Source organism: Streptomyces sp. NPDC057271, assembly GCF_042668715.1.
Lineage (GTDB): Bacteria > Actinomycetota > Actinomycetes > Streptomycetales > Streptomycetaceae > Streptomyces.
The window spans coordinates 49,496-66,139 of the sequence record NZ_JBHUYJ010000037.1; the positions used below are offsets into that span (position 1 = coordinate 49,496).

The following is a 16,644-nucleotide window of genomic DNA, read 5'->3' on the forward strand; positions in this document are numbered from 1 at the left end:
ACGCCTACCGGCCGGTCTGTGCGACGGATCACGCGGGGATCCGCCCAGGCCAGAGGCGGTGCCACGCAGAGGGGCACCGGCCGGCCCCGCACACCGCGGGACCGGAACCCTGAGCCGTCACTCCCGGGTCAGGAGCCCGTCAGGACGACCAGCAGCTGCGTCGCCCGGGTCATCGCGACATATCGGTCCACCGCTCCCTCGATGCCCGGGCCGAACGCCTCCGGATCGACGAGGACGACCAGATCGAACTCAAGACCCTTCGACAGCTCGGGCGTCAGCGAGCGGACGCGGGACGTCTCCCGGAACGCGGGGTCGCCGATGACGCAGGCGGTCCCTTCGGCATGCCCGGACAGCCACTCGTCGAGGACTGCGTCACGGTCCGCGACGGATCCGTGGACGACGGGCACGCCGCTGCTGCGGACGGAGGTCGGCACATTGGCGTCCGGGAGCGCGGCCCGGATCGCCGGCTCGGCCTCCGCCATGACCTCCTCCGGCGTCCGGTAGTTGATGCCCAAAGAGGCCACCTCGATCCGGTCGAGCCCGACCCGTTCGAGCCGCTCCACCCACGACTCCGTGAACCCGTGCCGGGCCTGGGCACGGTCGCCCACGATGGTGAAGCTCCGGGAGGGGCAGCGCAGGAGCAGCATCTGCCACTCCGCGTCGGTCAGTTCCTGAGCCTCGTCCACGACGATGTGCGCGAACGGACCCGCGAGCAGGTCCCGGTCGGTGCCGGGCAGGGCGGTCGCGTCGATCAGGCTGTCCTGGAGGTCCTTTCCACGCAGCATCCTCACCGCGCCCTCGCTCTCGTCGCCGGCCTGGTCGATGTCGGCGGTCGTGATGATCTCGTCGATCACCCGGGCCATCCGCTCGCGCTCGGCGGACACAGCGGCCAGGTGCCGCCGCTTGCGTCGTGCCGCCTCCGGGTCCCCCAGCCGCTGCCGCGCCGCGTCCAGCAGGGGCAGGTCGGACACCGTCCAGGCCTGGGCGTCCTCGCGCCGCAGCTTCCGGACGTCGTCGGGACCGAGCCAGGGGGCGCACATGCGCAGATAGGCGGGGACCGACCACAGATCCCCGACGAGGTCGGTCGCCTGGAGCAGCGGCCACGCGCCGTGGAGGGCGTCGGCCAGCTCCCGGTCGTTGCGGAGGGACCTCTGGAACACCTCGGGGGAGACGTCCCCGTCGAGCTTGCCCAGCAGGATCGTGGTCAGCTCCTCCCAGATCAGGTCACGCGCCTCGTTGTGCGGGGTGCCCGGCTCCGGTGCCGCGAACGCCTCGGCCCAGTCCTCGACGCCCAGCCAGAAGTCGCCCCAGTCGGTCGTGACGTCCATGCCCTCGCCGGGCGGCTCCTCGTAGAACGCGACGGCCTTCTCGATGGCCCTCACCATGTGCGCGGACGATTTCAGACGGGCCACCTCCGGGTCGGCCTCGACCGGCGCCCCGGCGCCCTCCGCGACGAGGTCCCGCACGGTGCAGGTCCTCACCCCCTCCTCTCCGAGACTGGGGAGCACGTCCTCCACGTAGGCGAGGTAGGGCTGGTGGGGCCCGACGAACAGCACGCCGCCGCGGCGATGGCCCAGACGCGGGTCGGAGTAGAGGAGGTGGGCGGTGCGGTGGAGGGCGACCACCGTCTTGCCCGTACCCGGACCACCGTCGACGACGAGGGCGCCACGGGATCCCGCCCGGATGATGGCGTCCTGGTCCGCCTGGATGGTGGCGAGCACGTCGCGCATCCGGGGCGACCGCGTGGCGCCCAGGCCGGCGATGAAGGCGGACTGGTCGTCGAGCGCGGCGTGCCCTTCAAGCCCGTCGGTCGTGAACACCTCGTCCCAGTAGTCGCTGATCCGGCCGCGGGCCCAGCGGTACCTGCGGCGGCTCGTCAGACCCATCGGGTCGGCGTGCGTGGCCGCGAAGAACGGCTCGGCCGCGGGGGAGCGCCAGTCGAGCAGCAGCCGGCGACCCTTGCTGTCGGTGAGGCCCAGCCGTCCGATGTACACGGGCTCCGGGTCGTCGGCGGTGACGACGTGCCCGAGGCACAGGTCGAGACCGAAGCGGCGCAGGGTGCGCAGGCGGTTGCTCAGGCGGTGGATCTCCGCGTCCCGGTCCATCGCCTCGCGGCCGACGCCGCCGGGCGCCCTCCGCGTGGCGTCGAGGCGCTCGGACAGTTCGGCGACCGTCTGCTCCAGGCTCTCCGCGATCGCCGCGAAGTGCTGCTCGTCACGGCCGATCAGCGCCGGGTCGGCCTTGACGGAGAGGTGGCCGGGAAGCTCGAACGCACTGCTGGTCAGGGCGGTCACACGCACGGGGTGAATCTCCTATGTCCGCAGGTGGCTGGCTTGGAAGGGCGATTGTGCGGCACCAGCGGGGCCTTGCCGCAAGCCCCCCTGTGCGCTATAAGTTGAGAGTGGCCAGGAGTGGGTACACCTCCCCGTCCTCATCGCCCGCGGTGTCCGGGCAGACTCACACCCCGCAGCACGCCGCCAGCCGGCGCCGCCCGGGGGAGCGTTCACGAGGTTCCGCCGGCCGGTCTCTTCCTCGACGCCCTCACCGCCCCAACCGTGAAGCACGACTCCGCCGAAGGACGGCTCGGTCCGGCCGACGCCCGCGGCATGCCGCTGCTCCGCGCCGCGGTGCGCCCGCGCGCGTCCGGCGGACGCCCCGCTGACCGTCCGACCCCTCCGGAGTGCGGTGCGTGACCCCCTCCCGTACGCTCGCCGACAGACGGCGAAGACACCGGGAAGAGGGCTCATGTCCGGACAGTTCGAGGCGACGACGGACGTGAACCGTCCCATCGACGAGGTGTTCGCGTTCCTCGCCGACGGCCGCAACGATCCGAAGTTCAGCCCCCGGGTGCAGAGGATCGAGCGCGTCCCCGACACGCCGACCGCCGTGGGCACCGTCTTCCGCAGCACGGTGAAGGATGCCGGGATGAAGACGGCGCGCGAGTTCCGCATCACCGAGTTCGACGCACCGCACCGGATCCGATGGGCCGAGATCTCGAAGAACATCGTGACGGCCGCCCGAGGCGGCTACGACCTCGAACCCCTTCCGGACGGCGCAACCAGGGTCAGGATCTTCAACGTCCTGGAGGGCCACGGGCTCGGCAGACTCCTCGTCGGCTTCGCGCTCGGTGCCGCCCGCAAGGACGCCGACGCGTTCGGCCGCCGCATCAAGGCGGCGGCGGAGGCGTCGTAACGACGTCCTGCGCGCGGCTCAGGGCATGACCTGGGCGTTCGTCAGGCCGCCGCCCGCGTTCGTCACCGTGCTGGAGGCGTACACGACACGTCCCGGCGTGGTTCTCGGCGAAGGTGTTCCCGCGGACCACCCCGTCGAAGGCGCCCTCCTCGGGCGCCCCAGCCAGGTCTGTGGGACATGAGTCGCGTTCAGATACGTGAGTGGGGTGGGCGTTTGCATCTCACGCAGGCGTTGCCGAGCCGTCGTGGGTCCGGCGGTTCGCTGCCGGCCGGACCGGAAGGCGCACGTACCGTAGGGATCGCGGGCGGCCGTGCGCCGCCCCGAGGAACCGACCACCAGGAGCACCACACCGTGATCGCCCGCGCATCCCGTCCCCTCCGCAGCGCGCTTTCGGCTCTGACCCTGGCCGGCGTGCTCGCCGCCTCGGCGGTCGGATGCGCCTCGTCCGGTGACGGAGGTGACGGCGACTCCGCCCCGCCCTCGCCCCGGCCCTCGTCCCCCCGCGCGGTTGTTCTTCCCGAGCCTCACGTCGGGTTCGACTACCAGATCGGCGGGCCCTACCCGCCACCCACCGGAGTGGGCGCGGTCTCCCGCGACCGTACGGCGAAGCCGGCCGACGGGCTCTACAACATCTGCTACGTCAACGCCTTCCAGGCCCAGCCGGACGCCACCGGGTGGTGGCAGGAGCACCACCCCGACCTGCTCCTCCGGAACGCCGCAGGGGAACTGGTCGTCGACCAGGACTGGGACGAGGCCCTCTTCGACGTCTCCACCCCGGCCAAGCGCGAGCGGCTCGCCGCGATCGTCGGCGCATGGATCGACGGCTGCGCCACCGCCGGCTACCAGGCGGTCGAGGCCGACAACCTCGACTCCTACGAACGCTCCCAGGGCCGCCTCACACCCGAGCACGACCTCGCCTTCGCCCGGCTGCTCGTCGGCCGCGCCCATACGGCCGGACTGGCGATCGGGCAGAAGAACGCCGCCGATCTGGCGCCGCGGGGCCGGGACATCGGCTTCGACTTCGCGGTCGCCGAGGAGTGTGGCCAGTACGACGAATGCGCCCCGTACGCGACGGCCTTCGACAACCGTGTGCTCGTCGTCGAGTACGAGCCCGAGGGCCTTTCCCGTGCATGCGCGCGCTGGGGCAGCACCCTCTCCATCGTGCTGAGAGACACCGACGTCCGCCCTGCGGGCGACACCGGCTACGTCCGCGCCACCTGCTGAAAAGACCCGCGTCATGGCGGGGTCTTGGCCGCGCCCTGTCCCGTTCACGGTTCCAGCATGCTCCCGGCGGCCGGCCCGCACGAGGGGGTCGGAGTCCGACGTCGGCGCCGCACAGAGCGCGTCCAGCCTCTCCGCGTCCTCGTAGGACCGGCGGCAGACGTTGCGGAAACGCGGCCTGCAGACGGTCACCGGTGCCGTCGTCCGCGTCGGCGCGACACGGCCGCGCGCCCCCGGACCGAGGCCCGTGTGAGCAGGCCGGTCCGGGGGCGCGGGGGTGTCAGGAGAGCTTGCCGTCGTAGTCCGGCAGCTTGAACGTCCGCTCGGCGTGGCCGCCGACGATGTCGGTGGGCCGGTTGCCGATGTTCGCGATGATCGTGTAGCCCCGCGCCTCGATCTCGGCGCGCTTGGCCGTCTTGTAGGTGCTGACCTCGTCGAAGAGGTCGGGCAGGCTGCGCACGTAGAGCCCGGACACGGGGTAGCCCACGGCCTTCAGGTTGTACTGGGTCAGCGCGTGGATGATGCCGGGGCGCGCGGTGACGAAGAAGACGGCCACGCCGCGGGAGTGCGCGTAGTTCGCGAGGTCGCGGACGTCCTGCACGGCCGGCGTCGGCAGGTGCAGGAAGAAGTGGAAGTCCGTCTCCAGCGACGTGTTGTCGATGTCGAGGACGATCGCCTGCTTCTCGCCGTCGGCGTTCGAGCTGCGCTGCTCGATGTAGGGGCGAGCCTGGTCGACCACCGCCTTGACGTCGCGGCGCCAGGTGCCGTAGTCGACACCGGCGAGGTCGGCGATTCCGCCCGTGGACACGGCGGTCACGGCGGCGGGCGCGGATGTCGCGGGAGCGGCCATGGCCGTGGCCGGGGACGCGACCAGGATGCCGACGGCCGCGGCGGTGGACAGGGCCGTTCTGACCCGGAGGGTGTGGCGATGCATGTGGGGGATCTCCTGTGGACGAAGGCAGGTCCGGTGGGACGCGCCTGGACGAACACGACGGTTTGGCATGTTCGCGACTAGATTCACGCCTGCGCGACGCCATGTCTACCGGCCGGTAGGAAATTCCTCGCTCACGCGCGGTTAACGCACAACTCCCTTCCCGCGCACGGGACCTGCACCTCCCTCGGCTTCCCCGCCCTCCCTCGGCGTCCCCGCCCCTCCCGCCTTCCCGCGCCGCCCGTCGACGCCCACCGCCCGCGCCCGGTACCGGCCCGTTGTCGTACCGAACTCGCGGCTGAAGGCGTGCGAGAGCGCGTACGGGGTTCCGTAGCCGACCCGACGTGCGATCGCGGCCAGGGAGTCCCGGGTGTCGCGCAGCGCGCCGGCCGCCAGGGTCAGTCGCCACCAGGTGAGGTACGCCATCGGCGGCCTTCCCACCAGAGACGTGAAGCGCCGCGCCAGAGTGGGGCGCGAGACCCCCGCCTCCGCGGCCAGCCGCTCGTTGGTCCACGCGGCGGCCGGGTCGGCGTGCAGCGCACGCAGCGCGGCGGCGGTCACAGGGTCCCCCAGGGCAGCCGACCACGCGCCGCCGCCCTGGTCCACCCAGCCCCGGATCATGTAGACGAGCAGGAGGTCCACCAGGCTCGGGACGGCGATGCCGGTCCCCGGGCGCCCCGCGGTCAGCTCGCCGCCCAGCAGACCGATGGCCGCCCGCAGTTCGGGGTGGTCACCCACCCGGTTCGGCAGATGCACGACGGTGGGCAGCTCCGCCAGGAGCGGATGGACCCGGCTGTGGTCGAGGCGGTACTTGCCGCACAGCAGCTCCACTCCGCCAGTCATGGACCGGGGCAGCCGGCGCGGGCCCGGCGGACCGCCCGTCCAGCGCTCGAACGGCATGGCCCGTGCGAGGGTCGCCGCGTCGGCGGGGGAGTCGGCGATCACATGCCCCGTACCGTGGGGCAACAGGACCGCGTCCCCGACGCCCAGTGAGACGGGTGTGCCGCCGTCGGGCAGCAGCCAGCAGCCGCCCTCCAGCACCACATGGAAGCCCGCTCCGTCGTACGGAGCGAACCGCGCGCACCAACTCCCGCTCACCCGCACCCGCTCGGACACCGCCTGCCCCATGCGTACCGCCGCGACAGCGTCGCTCACCACATCCATGACGCAACTATCCCCGGCCTCACCCGTGAGACGCATGCGTATTCACGGGAGCAGCACACGCATTGAGAGCCTCAGCGAGGTGTCCCTAAGGTCCTGGACATGAACATCACGCAGAGCCCGCGACGCATGATGCTGGGAGACGTCGAGGTCATCCGGGTCGTCGAATGGCGAGGCGCGTTCGCCCCGGCCCGAGGCCTGGTCCCCGATTCCGAGGCCGAGGTGTGGCGCGACAACGAGGCGTGGCTCGCCCCGGACCACTGGGACCCGGACGGCGACAACGCGGTGATGGCGCTGCAGACCTGGGTCCTCCGCAGCGCCGGGCGGACCGTCCTGATCGACACCGGAGTCGGCAACGGGCGCGAGCGGCCCGGCTCGCCCCAGTTCCACCACTGGCAGGGCGACTTCCTCGGAGGCCTGGCACACGCCGGCATCCGGCCCGAGGACGTCGACATCGTCGTCAACACCCACGTCCACGCCGACCACGTCGGCTGGAACACCACCGACGCCGCGGGGGAGTGGGTCCCGACCTTCCCCCACGCGCGCTACCTCATCCCGGCCGCCGACGACATCCACTTCGGCCCGGACAACATCCGGGGAACCGGGCGGCACCCCGACGACCGGCTCGTCTACGACGACAGCATCGCGCCCGTGCACCGTTCCGGCCAGGCCGTGCTGTGGGACGGCACCCACCGCATCGACGAGCACCTCACCCTGGAATCCGCACCCGGCCACACTCCCGGCTCCGCCGTGCTGCGGCTCGACTCCGGCGGCGACCGCGCGGTCTTCGTCGGCGACCTCCTGCACAGTCCGGTACAGATCCTCAGGCCGTCCTGCAACAGCTGCTTCTGCCTGGACCCGGCAGAAGCCGTCAAGAGCCGTCGGCGAGTCCTCGAACGAGCCGCCACCGGAAGGGAACTGGTCGTGCCCGCCCACTTCAACGGCACCGGCATCGTGGAGGTCCGGCGCGAGGCCGGCGCCCTCTCCGTCGCTCCATGGCCCGCTCACGGCACGCCGTCCGGACCGGCGTGACGAAGCCCGACGGACGGCCGAAGGGGGTGGGGGCGGCCTGGAAACGCCCGCCCCTACCCCCCTGGGTCCGTGAACGACTCAGCCGGCTGCCTTGTACGCCGCCCTCAACTTCGCCACCGCACCCGTCAGATCACCCGTCAGGAGCAGGTGGTCCGCCTCGGCGAACGGCTTCGCCGTGGCCTGCGTGATGTTCTCCCCGATCCTCTGCTGGACGATCGACCGTGCCCTGCCGAGCAGCGCCCTGCCTTCCGCCGAGGTCCCGCGGCCCGTCGCCTGGAGGACCTTCGCGGCCACGCCGATGGCTCGCAGCGCGGAGTCCCCGCCGGCGGGGGTGGCCGTGAGCGTGGTCAGACCCCACCCGTACGGGAACTGCGGATCGTACGACGTGTCGCCGACGTTGACCGGCAGCTGCACCTCGGACCTCGGCCAGGTCACCGGGAGCTGCCCGGTGAACGGGCGCGCACCGTAGAGGACGTCCGCGACGCCGTCCCCCTCCGTGCCCGGCAGCCACGAGGCGACCAGGGCGTCGATCGCACCGAGTCGGTCACCGATGAGCTGCGGGCGGCCGGAGACGACGAGGACGGCGCAGGTCATCGCGGCGCAGACCTTGTCGACGGCCGCCTTGTCGGCGGCGGTCAGTTCGAGGTCGTTGCCGTTGCCCACGTCACCGAACCCCTCCGCGTACGGTGTCTCACCGACGACGACCACGCCGACGTCATAGCCGTCCATGGCGGCCGAGGCATCTGCGGAGTACGCGATCTCCGCCCCGGGCGCCGCCTTCCGCATCCCTTCGAGAATCGTCGTACCGGGCGTCGTCCGCCCCGACGAACCCTGCCAGCTGATCGTCCAGCCGCCCGCCTGGTTGCCGATGTCGTCGGCGTTGGAGCCGGCGACGTACACCTTCTGGGACTTCTTCAGCGGCAGCACCCCGCCCGCGTTCTTCAGCAGCACCTGGGACGCGGCGACGGCCTCGCGCGCCACCGCACGGTGCCCGGCGGAACCGATCTCGTTGAGATGGGAGGTGTCCGCGTAAGGCCGCTCGAAGAGGCCCAGCCTGAACTTCTGCGTCAGGATCCGCCCTACCGCGTCGTCGATCCGCGCCTGTCCGATGCGACCGGCCGTCACCTCGTCCTTGAGGGTCCGCGTGAAGTCCTGGTAGTTCGTGGGCACCATGATCATGTCCAGCCCGGCGTTGACCGACGTCCGCACGTCGCTCGGGTAGTCGCCCGGGATCTGGTCGATGGCCTGCCAGTCGCTGATCACGAACCCCTCGAAGCCCATGCGCTCCTTCAGGACGCCGTTGATCATCTCCGCGTTGGCGTGCATCTTCACCGGCCCCTGGTCGTCGCCCAGGACGTCGAGCGAGGAGTACGAGGGCATCACCGTGCCCGCCCCGCGCTTCACCGCCTCGGCGAACGGCGCGAGATGCACCGCCTCCAGCTCCTCCCGGGTGACCTTCGTGACGCCCTGGTCGATCGTGTACGAGCCGGTGGTCGAGGACCCGAACTCCGTCCCGCCGTCGCCCACGAAGTGTTTCGCGCTGGTCAGCACCTTGTCGTCACGGTCCAGGTCCCGGCCGTCCCGGGCGCCCTGCATCCCGTTGATCACGGTCTCCATGGCGGTCACCAGGGCGGGGTCCTCGCCGAAGGCCTCGTAGGAACGCCCCCAGCGCTCGTCGCGCGTGACACACAGGCAGGGCGCGAAGTCCCACGGAATGCCCGTGGCCCGTACCTCCTTCGCCGTCACGGCACCCGTGCGCTCGGCGACCTTCGGGTCACGCGACGCGCCGATGCCGATGTTGTGCGGCATGATCGTCGAGCCGATGACGTTGTTGTGCCCGTGCACCGCGTCCACGCCGTAGATCAGCGGGATCTGGAAGCGGGTCGCCTGCGCGCGCAGCTGGTAGGAGTCGATCATCCTGGCCCACGCCGCCGGCGTGTTGGGCGAGGGCACCGAGCCACCGCCGGAGAGCAGCGAGCCGAGGTCGTAGGAGGCGATGTCGCCCGGCGACCGCAGCGCGTTCCGCTCGGCCTGCGTCATCTGACCGGCCTTCTCCGCGAGCGACATGCGCCCCAGCAGATCGGCGACCCGCTTCTTCACCGGAAGCTTCGGGTTCAGGTACGGCAGACCATGGGCGTCCACGACGACGAGCGGGTTCTCCGCGGGAGCCTTGGCGCCGGTCACGCTCAGCGCGAGCGGGATCGTCTCGGCCGACTCCGCCGACCGGTCCTTCTTCGTGACCACGGCGATCGAGCGGGACGTGCCGGAGGCCGTGCCGGCCGGGAAGGTGAGGGTGCCGGTGACCGGTGTGTAGTCGGCGCCGGGCCGCGCGCTGCCACCCTCGGTCGCGTACGTGACGGTGACCGGCTCGGCGAGCGGTGTGGAGCCTGTCGTCGCGACGGAGACCTTCACCTCCGCGGTACCGCCCTCGCCGACCGGATGGACGGCGGCCTCCGTGACGACCTTGGTGTTCAGGGCCGGTTCGGCCCTGCCGTAGAGCTCCACGCCGTCCAGGGCGAAGGAGCCGGGGGAGCCGGGCGGCAGGGTGAGGGCGTAGCCCCACATCCTGTCGAGCCCGAGGACCTGGTCGATTCCGCCGACCGGCTGGTAGTCGGCGCGGTACTGGAAGTCGGCGAACGGGATCTCGACGAGGTGCCAGCCCTCCCAGTCGTCCGTGAACGAGGTGGTCCACAGCTCGGAGGCCTCGCCGTTCGCCCCGCCGTCCTTGAGCTCGAAGTGGATGCGCCTGCCCGATCCCGGCGGCAGGGGAGCGGTGTTCTGGCCGTACCACCAGAAGCGGATGCCCTTGGAGGCGGTCCAGTCGTGGGCGGGTCTGGCGAAGGCGAAGTCATGGCTGAACCCGCCCCAGCCGCTGATGTCGTAGTCGCCTTCGAGGACCTTGGCGCCCTCCGGGGCGTCCGCTCGCTCGGCGATCCGCAGCGTCGGCGGATCGTCGGCGTCACTGCCCCAGGTGAAGAGGCCCTCCGCGGGCGGGTCGGCGAAGGGGATCTCCCCTTCGAACCGGTCGACGGCCACCGGCGGCGGCTCGTCGGCGGCGGCGCTCGGCAGGGCTCCGGTGAGCAGAGTGCCGAGCAGAGCGGTGACGGCGATCACCGCCGTGGTTCGTGGCATTGCGGCTCCTTGTGCGGGACAGGGATGTACCGGATCAGGGGGTACGAGGGCGTACGAGCGCAGGCAGGGACCCACGCGTCAGGGGAGAGGTACGGGACGGCCGGAGACGGACCAGGCGAGGCGTGGCTGGACGCGGAGGACCCTCGACGCGCCTCATCCGCGCGTGGGCGCGGAGCGCCGGACCACGAGTTCGGTGGGCAGAACGACCGGCTCGCGCGGCATCGACTCGCCGCCGAGACCGGCGAGAAGCATCGCGGCGGCCGCCTCGCCCATCCGGCGCATGGGCTGGCGGATCGTGGTCAGCGCCGGTTCGGTGTGCCGGGCCATGGGGATGTCGTCGAAGCCGACGACGGCGACGTCCTCGGGGACGCTCCGCCCGGCCTCCCGCAGGGCCCCCAGGACGCCCGCCGCGATGAGGTCGTTGTGCGCGAAGACGCAGTCGAAATCCCAGTCCTCGGCCAGCGCCCGCCGGACCGCGCAGCGGCCCGTGTCCTCCGTGAACTCGCCCTCGAAGACCAGCTCGGCGGGCAGGACGTCGCGGAACCCGTCCAGCCGGTCGCGTACGCACCCGAAGCCGCGACGGCCCGTGACGACGAGCGGCCGGGTACGGCCCGAGGAGAGGAGATGGTGTGCGGCGGTCGCGCCTCCGGCCCGATTCGTGGTGGCGACCGAGGGGAACGCGGGGTGGTGGCCGCGGTCGTCGATGAGCACGACGGGCAGTCCGCGCCGGTGCATCGCGGTGATCGTGTCGAGGGTGCCCTCCGGTTCGACGACGAGGAGCCCGTCGAACGCCCTGGCCGAGACCTGGCCGGCGAAGTGACGGACGGAGTCGGCGCCCCGGTTGCAGGTGAAGAGCAACAGGCCGTAACCGGCGGCTTCGACGGTGTCGGCGACGCCCTGGAGGACCTCGCCCATCCACGGCCAGGTGAGCGACGGCGCCAGCATGCCGATCGTACGGCTGCTGCCGCGTGCCAGGCCGACGGCCCCCGAGCTGGGGACGTAGCCGAGCACATCGATCACTTCGCGAACACGGGCGGCCGTGGTGGAGTCGACCTCGGCCCGGGTGTTCAGGACTCGGGAGACCGTCGTCTTGCTGACACCCGCCCGACGTGCGACATCGGCGATCGTGACACGCATCGGGGCCTCCGCGTAGAGGGACTGACATCGGTGTCGGAACCGCTTCCGGAACCGCTTGCGGAACCGGTACCGGCGCGGTGCGGCGAGTCAACCGCCACCTCGCCTTGCCGTCAAGACTTCACACCATCAACGTCCCAAACTCCTCTCCGAACCCCACAACTCCAGCCGTGTGTTCAGGATATGAATGCGCCACACCTTGACGGCCGACCCGATGCCCCGTTCACTCTCGACTCGATTCGGCGCGACACCGTGCGATGCCGCGGCTCGACGCGCCTCGACCCGACCCGACGTGGCCCGACTTCGGCGCGGGTCGAGGCGACGCGGTCCGGGCCGCCCCGGCTCGACCCGCGCGACCGGATTCTCGGACCTCCCCCACACCCTGCCGAGAAGGGCACCGACATGCTCCGTCCGACCCACAGCCACAGGCCCCCGGCCGGCTGATGAGAACCCTCCTCGCCGGCGCGGGCCGCCGCTTCCGGCCTCACCGCCCTCGGCGGTCTCTCCGCCGCCCCGGCGCGGGCCGCCGCCGAGCAGGTGGACATCTGGCTGACCACCACCGACCACGCCGGCGGCCGCCACGCCACCCGTGGACCGAGCAGACCCTGGTGAGGGGTTCCGGAGCGCTGCCCCAGGCCACCCGGGACGCGACGATGGAGAAGCTCTTCTCACCGACCGAGGGCATCGGCCTCTCCTTCGTACGCAACCCGATGGGCGGCAACGACCTGGCCCGCTTGGGCTACACGTACGACGACCTGCCGGCCGGCCAGACCGACCCCTCCCTCGCACGCTTCTCCCTGGCCCACGACCCTGCGGGACGCCCTGCCGCTCACCAAGCAGGCCAAGCAGCTCAATCCGGCGCTCACCCTCGTCGCGTCGCCCTGGACCGCCCCCGCCTGGGACACCTACGACGCGTACGCCGCCCGGACCGTCGACGACCCCGACGTCCATAGCCATCCGAACTTCGGCGGTGTCGCCTGGCACGGCTACGGCGGGAACGTCGCCAAGCAGACCGAGATCCACGGGGCGCCACCCGCAGTTCGACGCCTTCCAGACCGAGTACTCGGGCGGCACCTGGATCGCGAACCAGCAGCGCGAGGACATGACGAACATCATCGAATACACCCGGAACCGGGCGAAGTCGGTGACCAGGTGGTCCCTCGCGGTCGATCAGAACCGCGGCCCGCGCAACGGCGGCTGCGGCACCTGCGACGGACTGATCACCGTCCACAACGGCGACGCCCGCCACGGCCAGGTCGACTACACGATCGAGTACTACACCATGGGCCACCTCACGAAGTTCGTACGGCCCGGCGCACGGCGCATCGCCTCCACCGGCAGCTCGACCGTCCCCAACGTCGCCTGGCGCAACACCGACGGCTCGAAGGCCCTCATCGCCTACAACGACTCCACCGCCGCGCGGCCCGTCACCGTCAACCGGGGCGCGCAGCACTACACGTACACCCTCCCCGGCAAGACCTCCGCCACGTTCACCTGGGCGGGCGACCAGAGCGCCACCCAGGGTCTCGTCGGTCTCGGAGGCAAGTGCCTGGACGCCTCGGACCGCTCCTCGGCGAACGGTACGCAAGTCCAGATCTGGGACTGCACAGGAGCGGCCGACCAGAAGTGGCGCCTGACCTGGCAACGTGTTGGCCCGTGCCGAGGAGGCCACGCGCGACGACGGGACACGCCAGGTGCCTGCTCGACGCCATCGCCGAGGAGTCGGCGAAGGTGCTCAGCTCCCTGTCCACGCAGGCCAAGTGGACCGTCGCCCGGCTTCCGTCCGGGAGCGCGTCGAGCGCGCTCCCGGACGGACCTGGGGCGACGGGCGCCGGGGTCAGTTGACGAAGACGGGAGCGCCGGCCTGTGTGGTGTCCTGGACCGGACCGTACTTGGCGGTGAAGTAGCCGTTCGCCGGGCAGGTGCCGGGCCCGGTGGCCTTCGTGAAGCGCTGGTCGGAGAAGGATAGCGAGTTGTCGGCGTTCGACGGGGTCGCCGTCAGACTCGTCGCCCGGTAGACGCAGGTCGTCACACCCAGGATCGTGTTGATCTTCAGCGTGGTCTGGATGGGACCGGTGCTGCCGGCGGTCACGGTGAGCGCACCGCCGGACGTGACGGCCGTGGTGTAGGGCAGGTTGTTGACGGTGATGCTCTGCACCCCCGTCGCTCCCACGATGTTGGTCGTGCAGGTGCTCAGCGTGTGGGACGTCAGCGTCTCGGTGGCGGTGCCGGGCGCGGCGGGGTTGCTGGTGACGGTGGCGCTGAAGGCGGAGGCTTTGCAGGTGATGCCGCTGCTGCCACCCGACGTGGTGGCGATCTTGGCGGTGGTGCCGGCGGCGAGCGAGGCGGCGAGGACATCGCCGACCGCGACCGACGGGCCGCTCGCACTGCCGGTCGTCAGCACCGTGCCGGCCGCACCGGCCGGGTGGGTGACGGCCAGCACGGCGGCGAGAGCCGCTCCGGCGGAGGCTAAGAAGGCACGCTTGTTCATGGTGGGGGTCCTTTCGTACCAGGATGGCGAGGGATGGCGGTGGTGGAACCCGGCTCTGCCGGGTGATGTGGGGACATCGCCCCGGTGCGGGCACGCGTGAGTGGCCAGCGGCAGCCGGTGGCGGGGGAAGGGTGCGGCTCGAACGGGACAGGCAGAGCAAGGGGTATCTCTTGTCGGACCGATCCGGCGCCACGGATCGGCCCGACGATGTCGCGGGACGCGACGAGAGCGTGATACACGGTGCTGTGTGCGGTGCAGTCCGGTGTGCGGTGACGGGTGGGTCCGCGTCCCCGGGGACCGGGCCGCCGACCGCACACACGAGAGGAAAACCCATCAGGGTTGTAAACCTGTCGAGTATGTGACGTCAACAGCCCCGGGGGGATGTGGCCGGTGAAGGGTGCTCGTCCGACCGAGGAGTGGCAGGTCCTGCCCGGCGCGCGTACGGGCCGCGACCCGGAACGCTCCCTGCGCCCGGGCCCGCGGCGGCTGACGCCGGAACAGGTGGCGTCGAGGCAGCGAGAGAGGCTGCTCGACGGGGTGGCCCGGATGGTGGCGGCGCACGGGTACGCCGGTGCCCGGATCAGCGACATCTGCCGGGCCGCCGGAGTGACCCGGCCGGTGTTCTACGCCCTGTTCACGGGCAAGGAGGACGCGGTCCTCGCCGCGTACCGGAGTGGTACGCAGATGGTCGTGCGGGCCATGCAGCGGCCGTACGAGGAGGCGGGCGGCGCGGCCTCCTGGCCGGCGGCCGTGCGGGCCGGGCTGCGGACGATGCTGGCGCTGCTGTCGCAGACCCCGGCGTTCGCGCGGATGGTCGTCGAGATCGAGTCGGCGGGCCCGGCCGGGCGCCGCGCGCGGGCCGAACTTCTGGCCAGTTTCCGCCGGTTCTTCGTCGACGCGCCGCCCGCGCCGTCCGGGGTGGAGCGGGCGGAGCTGGTGGACACCGTCGTCGGAGCCGTCCACGCGGCGGTGCACCGCGCGGTCGACCAGGACCGGACCGGAGAGCTGCCGCGTCTGCTGGACACGCTGGTGCACGTCGTCGTCTCGCCGTTCACCGGCACATGCCTCGCGACCGACGAGGGCGACGGGACCGCGGGGACCGGCAGGACCGGCAGGACCGTCGGGTCCGGTGTGTCGGCCGGGGTGGGCGGGTCCGGTGGGGCTGACGTCGGCACCTGTACGTGACGTCCCGTACCTCGCGCACCACCGACACCTCTCTACTGCACGGTAGTTGACTGGGCAGTAACGACGGGCTTACGGTCCAGAAGGTTCCCTGCCACGCGGCCGCCTCCGTGCACGAGACGCGAGGAAGACCCGGGCGGGTCAGGGGACCGTCCGCGCCAGGACACCGCCGCCAACAGGTCTGTTTCCTCGTCATTGTCAGGAGCACCTCATGGCCCTGTCCGAAGGCCCCACCCTGTCCGAAGAGCCCACCCCCGCCCGCTCCTTGTCGCCGGCCGAGGAACTCCGGCGCCGCGGCCGCGTCCGTTTCCGACGCTCCGCCCTCATGGCGGCCCCCGCCTGCGCGATCGCCGCGACCCTCGTCGTCCTGACGGCCCAGGGAGCCCTCGCCGCCCAGTTCGCCATCTCCGGCATGCCGTTCACGGTGAAGGCCGACACTCTCAAGGGCACCGGCTTCGGCCAGTTCGGGGCCCTGGACACCATGCCCGAAGGCAGCCCGAACGCCGGTGACACCGGCGGCCAGGTCCTGGTCATCGTCACCGCGATCCGCCAGGCCGAACTGACCAACCTCTGCCAGAGCGTGGAACTGGGCGGCACCCATCTGCGCATCACGGCGGGCAACCGGGGCACGCCGGTCAAGGCGACCGGTCTGACCACGGACTCCACCGAGATCTCCGGCAAGCTCGCCGCCTTCGACAACATCGAGATCGGCGGGGACGCCAGCACCTTCGACAAGCCGCCCGTCAAGGGTCCGCTCGGCGTCTTCGGCCAGCAGGCCGACACCGTCACCATCACCGACGTGCACCAGACCAACTACGCCACGACGGCGACCCGCTTCACGCTGCCCGACCTGCACATGAGCTTCGCGTCCGAGGGCTGCTGACGATGGCACCGGCGTCACCGGCGTCATCGTCGAACCCGGCCGCACCGGCCCCGGCGGCTGCCGGTTCACCGGGAGGCGCCGGCCGGCACCCCTGGCGCGCCTTCGGCCGATGGCGCCACCGCCGCCCCTTCGGCCCCGGGGTCATGATCATGCTCGGTGGTGGAGAGATCCTCCTCACCCAGCAGGCGAGCATCTCCGTGGTCCTCGCGGCCGGGGCCGACAGCCTCGTCGGCTACGTTCTGCCGGTCATCATGATCGTGTGCGGGGCTCTGATCGTGCTCAACC

General features: G+C 71.6%; 13 protein-coding genes and 1 pseudogene. 8 read left to right on the forward strand and 6 right to left on the reverse strand.

Features of this window, described 5'->3' with window-relative positions; translation table 11 throughout:
* Positions 1–128: 128 nt before the first annotated feature.
* Positions 129–2,294 carry an RNA polymerase recycling motor ATPase HelR gene (gene helR, locus ACFUJR_RS18915; protein ID WP_383171981.1) on the reverse strand — a complete coding sequence of 722 codons (2,166 nt, stop codon included), beginning with the start codon at positions 2,292–2,294 and terminating at the stop codon, positions 129–131.
* A 451-nt stretch (positions 2,295–2,745) separates the two neighbouring features.
* On the opposite strand from helR, the gene ACFUJR_RS18920 reads away from it, so the two are divergent.
* Positions 2,746–3,192, forward strand: a complete 447-nt coding sequence (locus ACFUJR_RS18920) for an SRPBCC family protein (protein ID WP_383171957.1) — start codon at positions 2,746–2,748, stop codon at positions 3,190–3,192.
* A 351-nt stretch (positions 3,193–3,543) separates the two neighbouring features.
* Positions 3,544–4,416, forward strand: coding sequence for an endo alpha-1,4 polygalactosaminidase (locus ACFUJR_RS18925; protein WP_383171954.1), 873 nt, complete (start codon positions 3,544–3,546; stop codon positions 4,414–4,416).
* A gap of 277 nt (positions 4,417–4,693) precedes the next feature.
* On the opposite strand, the gene ACFUJR_RS18930 is transcribed toward ACFUJR_RS18925, so the two are convergent.
* Entirely contained in the window at positions 4,694–5,347 is a 654-nt protein-coding gene (locus tag ACFUJR_RS18930; RefSeq protein ID WP_383171953.1) for an HAD family acid phosphatase, read from the reverse strand.
* Positions 5,348–5,488: 141 nt separating this feature from the next.
* On the reverse strand, positions 5,489–6,508 hold the full coding sequence (locus ACFUJR_RS18935; protein WP_383171951.1) for an AraC family transcriptional regulator: 1,020 nt from the start codon (positions 6,506–6,508) through the stop codon (positions 5,489–5,491).
* A 99-nt stretch (positions 6,509–6,607) separates the two neighbouring features.
* On the opposite strand from ACFUJR_RS18935, the gene ACFUJR_RS18940 reads away from it, so the two are divergent.
* Positions 6,608–7,537 (forward strand): MBL fold metallo-hydrolase, encoded by a 930-nt coding sequence (locus tag ACFUJR_RS18940; protein WP_383171950.1) that lies wholly within the window; start codon positions 6,608–6,610, stop codon positions 7,535–7,537.
* 78 nt (positions 7,538–7,615) lie between these two features.
* Here ACFUJR_RS18940 and ACFUJR_RS18945 read toward each other — a convergent pair whose 3' ends face one another.
* The gene (locus ACFUJR_RS18945; RefSeq protein ID WP_383171949.1) at positions 7,616–10,669 is read right to left on the reverse strand and encodes a glycoside hydrolase family 3 N-terminal domain-containing protein; all 3,054 of its coding nucleotides are present in this window, start codon (positions 10,667–10,669) and stop codon (positions 7,616–7,618) included.
* Between the two features lie 153 nt (positions 10,670–10,822).
* Positions 10,823–11,806 (reverse strand): LacI family DNA-binding transcriptional regulator, encoded by a 984-nt coding sequence (locus ACFUJR_RS18950; RefSeq protein WP_383171947.1) that lies wholly within the window; start codon positions 11,804–11,806, stop codon positions 10,823–10,825.
* Positions 11,807–12,268: 462 nt separating this feature from the next.
* On the opposite strand from ACFUJR_RS18950, the pseudogene ACFUJR_RS18955 reads away from it, so the two are divergent.
* Together ACFUJR_RS18955 and ACFUJR_RS18960 are read left to right on the forward strand one after the other, a co-directional pair.
* A pseudogene (locus ACFUJR_RS18955) lies at positions 12,269–13,442 on the forward strand (glycoside hydrolase family 30 beta sandwich domain-containing protein); the annotation flags it as partial.
* 17 nt (positions 13,443–13,459) lie between these two features.
* The gene (locus ACFUJR_RS18960; protein ID WP_383450557.1) at positions 13,460–13,648 is read left to right on the forward strand and encodes a hypothetical protein; all 189 of its coding nucleotides are present in this window, start codon (positions 13,460–13,462) and stop codon (positions 13,646–13,648) included.
* Here the strand turns inward: ACFUJR_RS18960 and ACFUJR_RS18965 are convergent.
* Positions 13,641–14,294 carry a Tat pathway signal sequence domain protein gene (locus ACFUJR_RS18965; protein ID WP_383181457.1) on the reverse strand — a complete coding sequence of 218 codons (654 nt, stop codon included), beginning with the start codon at positions 14,292–14,294 and terminating at the stop codon, positions 13,641–13,643. The two genes, ACFUJR_RS18960 and ACFUJR_RS18965, sit on opposite strands and share 8 nt — an antisense overlap.
* Positions 14,295–14,684: 390 nt before the next feature.
* On the opposite strand from ACFUJR_RS18965, the gene ACFUJR_RS18970 reads away from it, so the two are divergent.
* From ACFUJR_RS18970 to ACFUJR_RS18980, 3 genes are all read left to right on the forward strand, one after another.
* Complete coding sequence (locus ACFUJR_RS18970; RefSeq protein WP_383181454.1) at positions 14,685–15,479, forward strand: TetR/AcrR family transcriptional regulator; 795 nt, start codon at positions 14,685–14,687, stop codon at positions 15,477–15,479.
* Between the two features lie 208 nt (positions 15,480–15,687).
* Positions 15,688–16,359: a DUF6230 family protein gene (locus tag ACFUJR_RS18975; protein ID WP_383181451.1), complete on the forward strand. Its 672-nt coding sequence runs from the start codon at positions 15,688–15,690 to the stop codon at positions 16,357–16,359.
* A gap of 2 nt (positions 16,360–16,361) precedes the next feature.
* Positions 16,362–16,644, forward strand: a 283-nt coding sequence (locus tag ACFUJR_RS18980) for a DUF6114 domain-containing protein (protein ID WP_383450554.1), incomplete at its 3' end; no start/stop codon positions are given.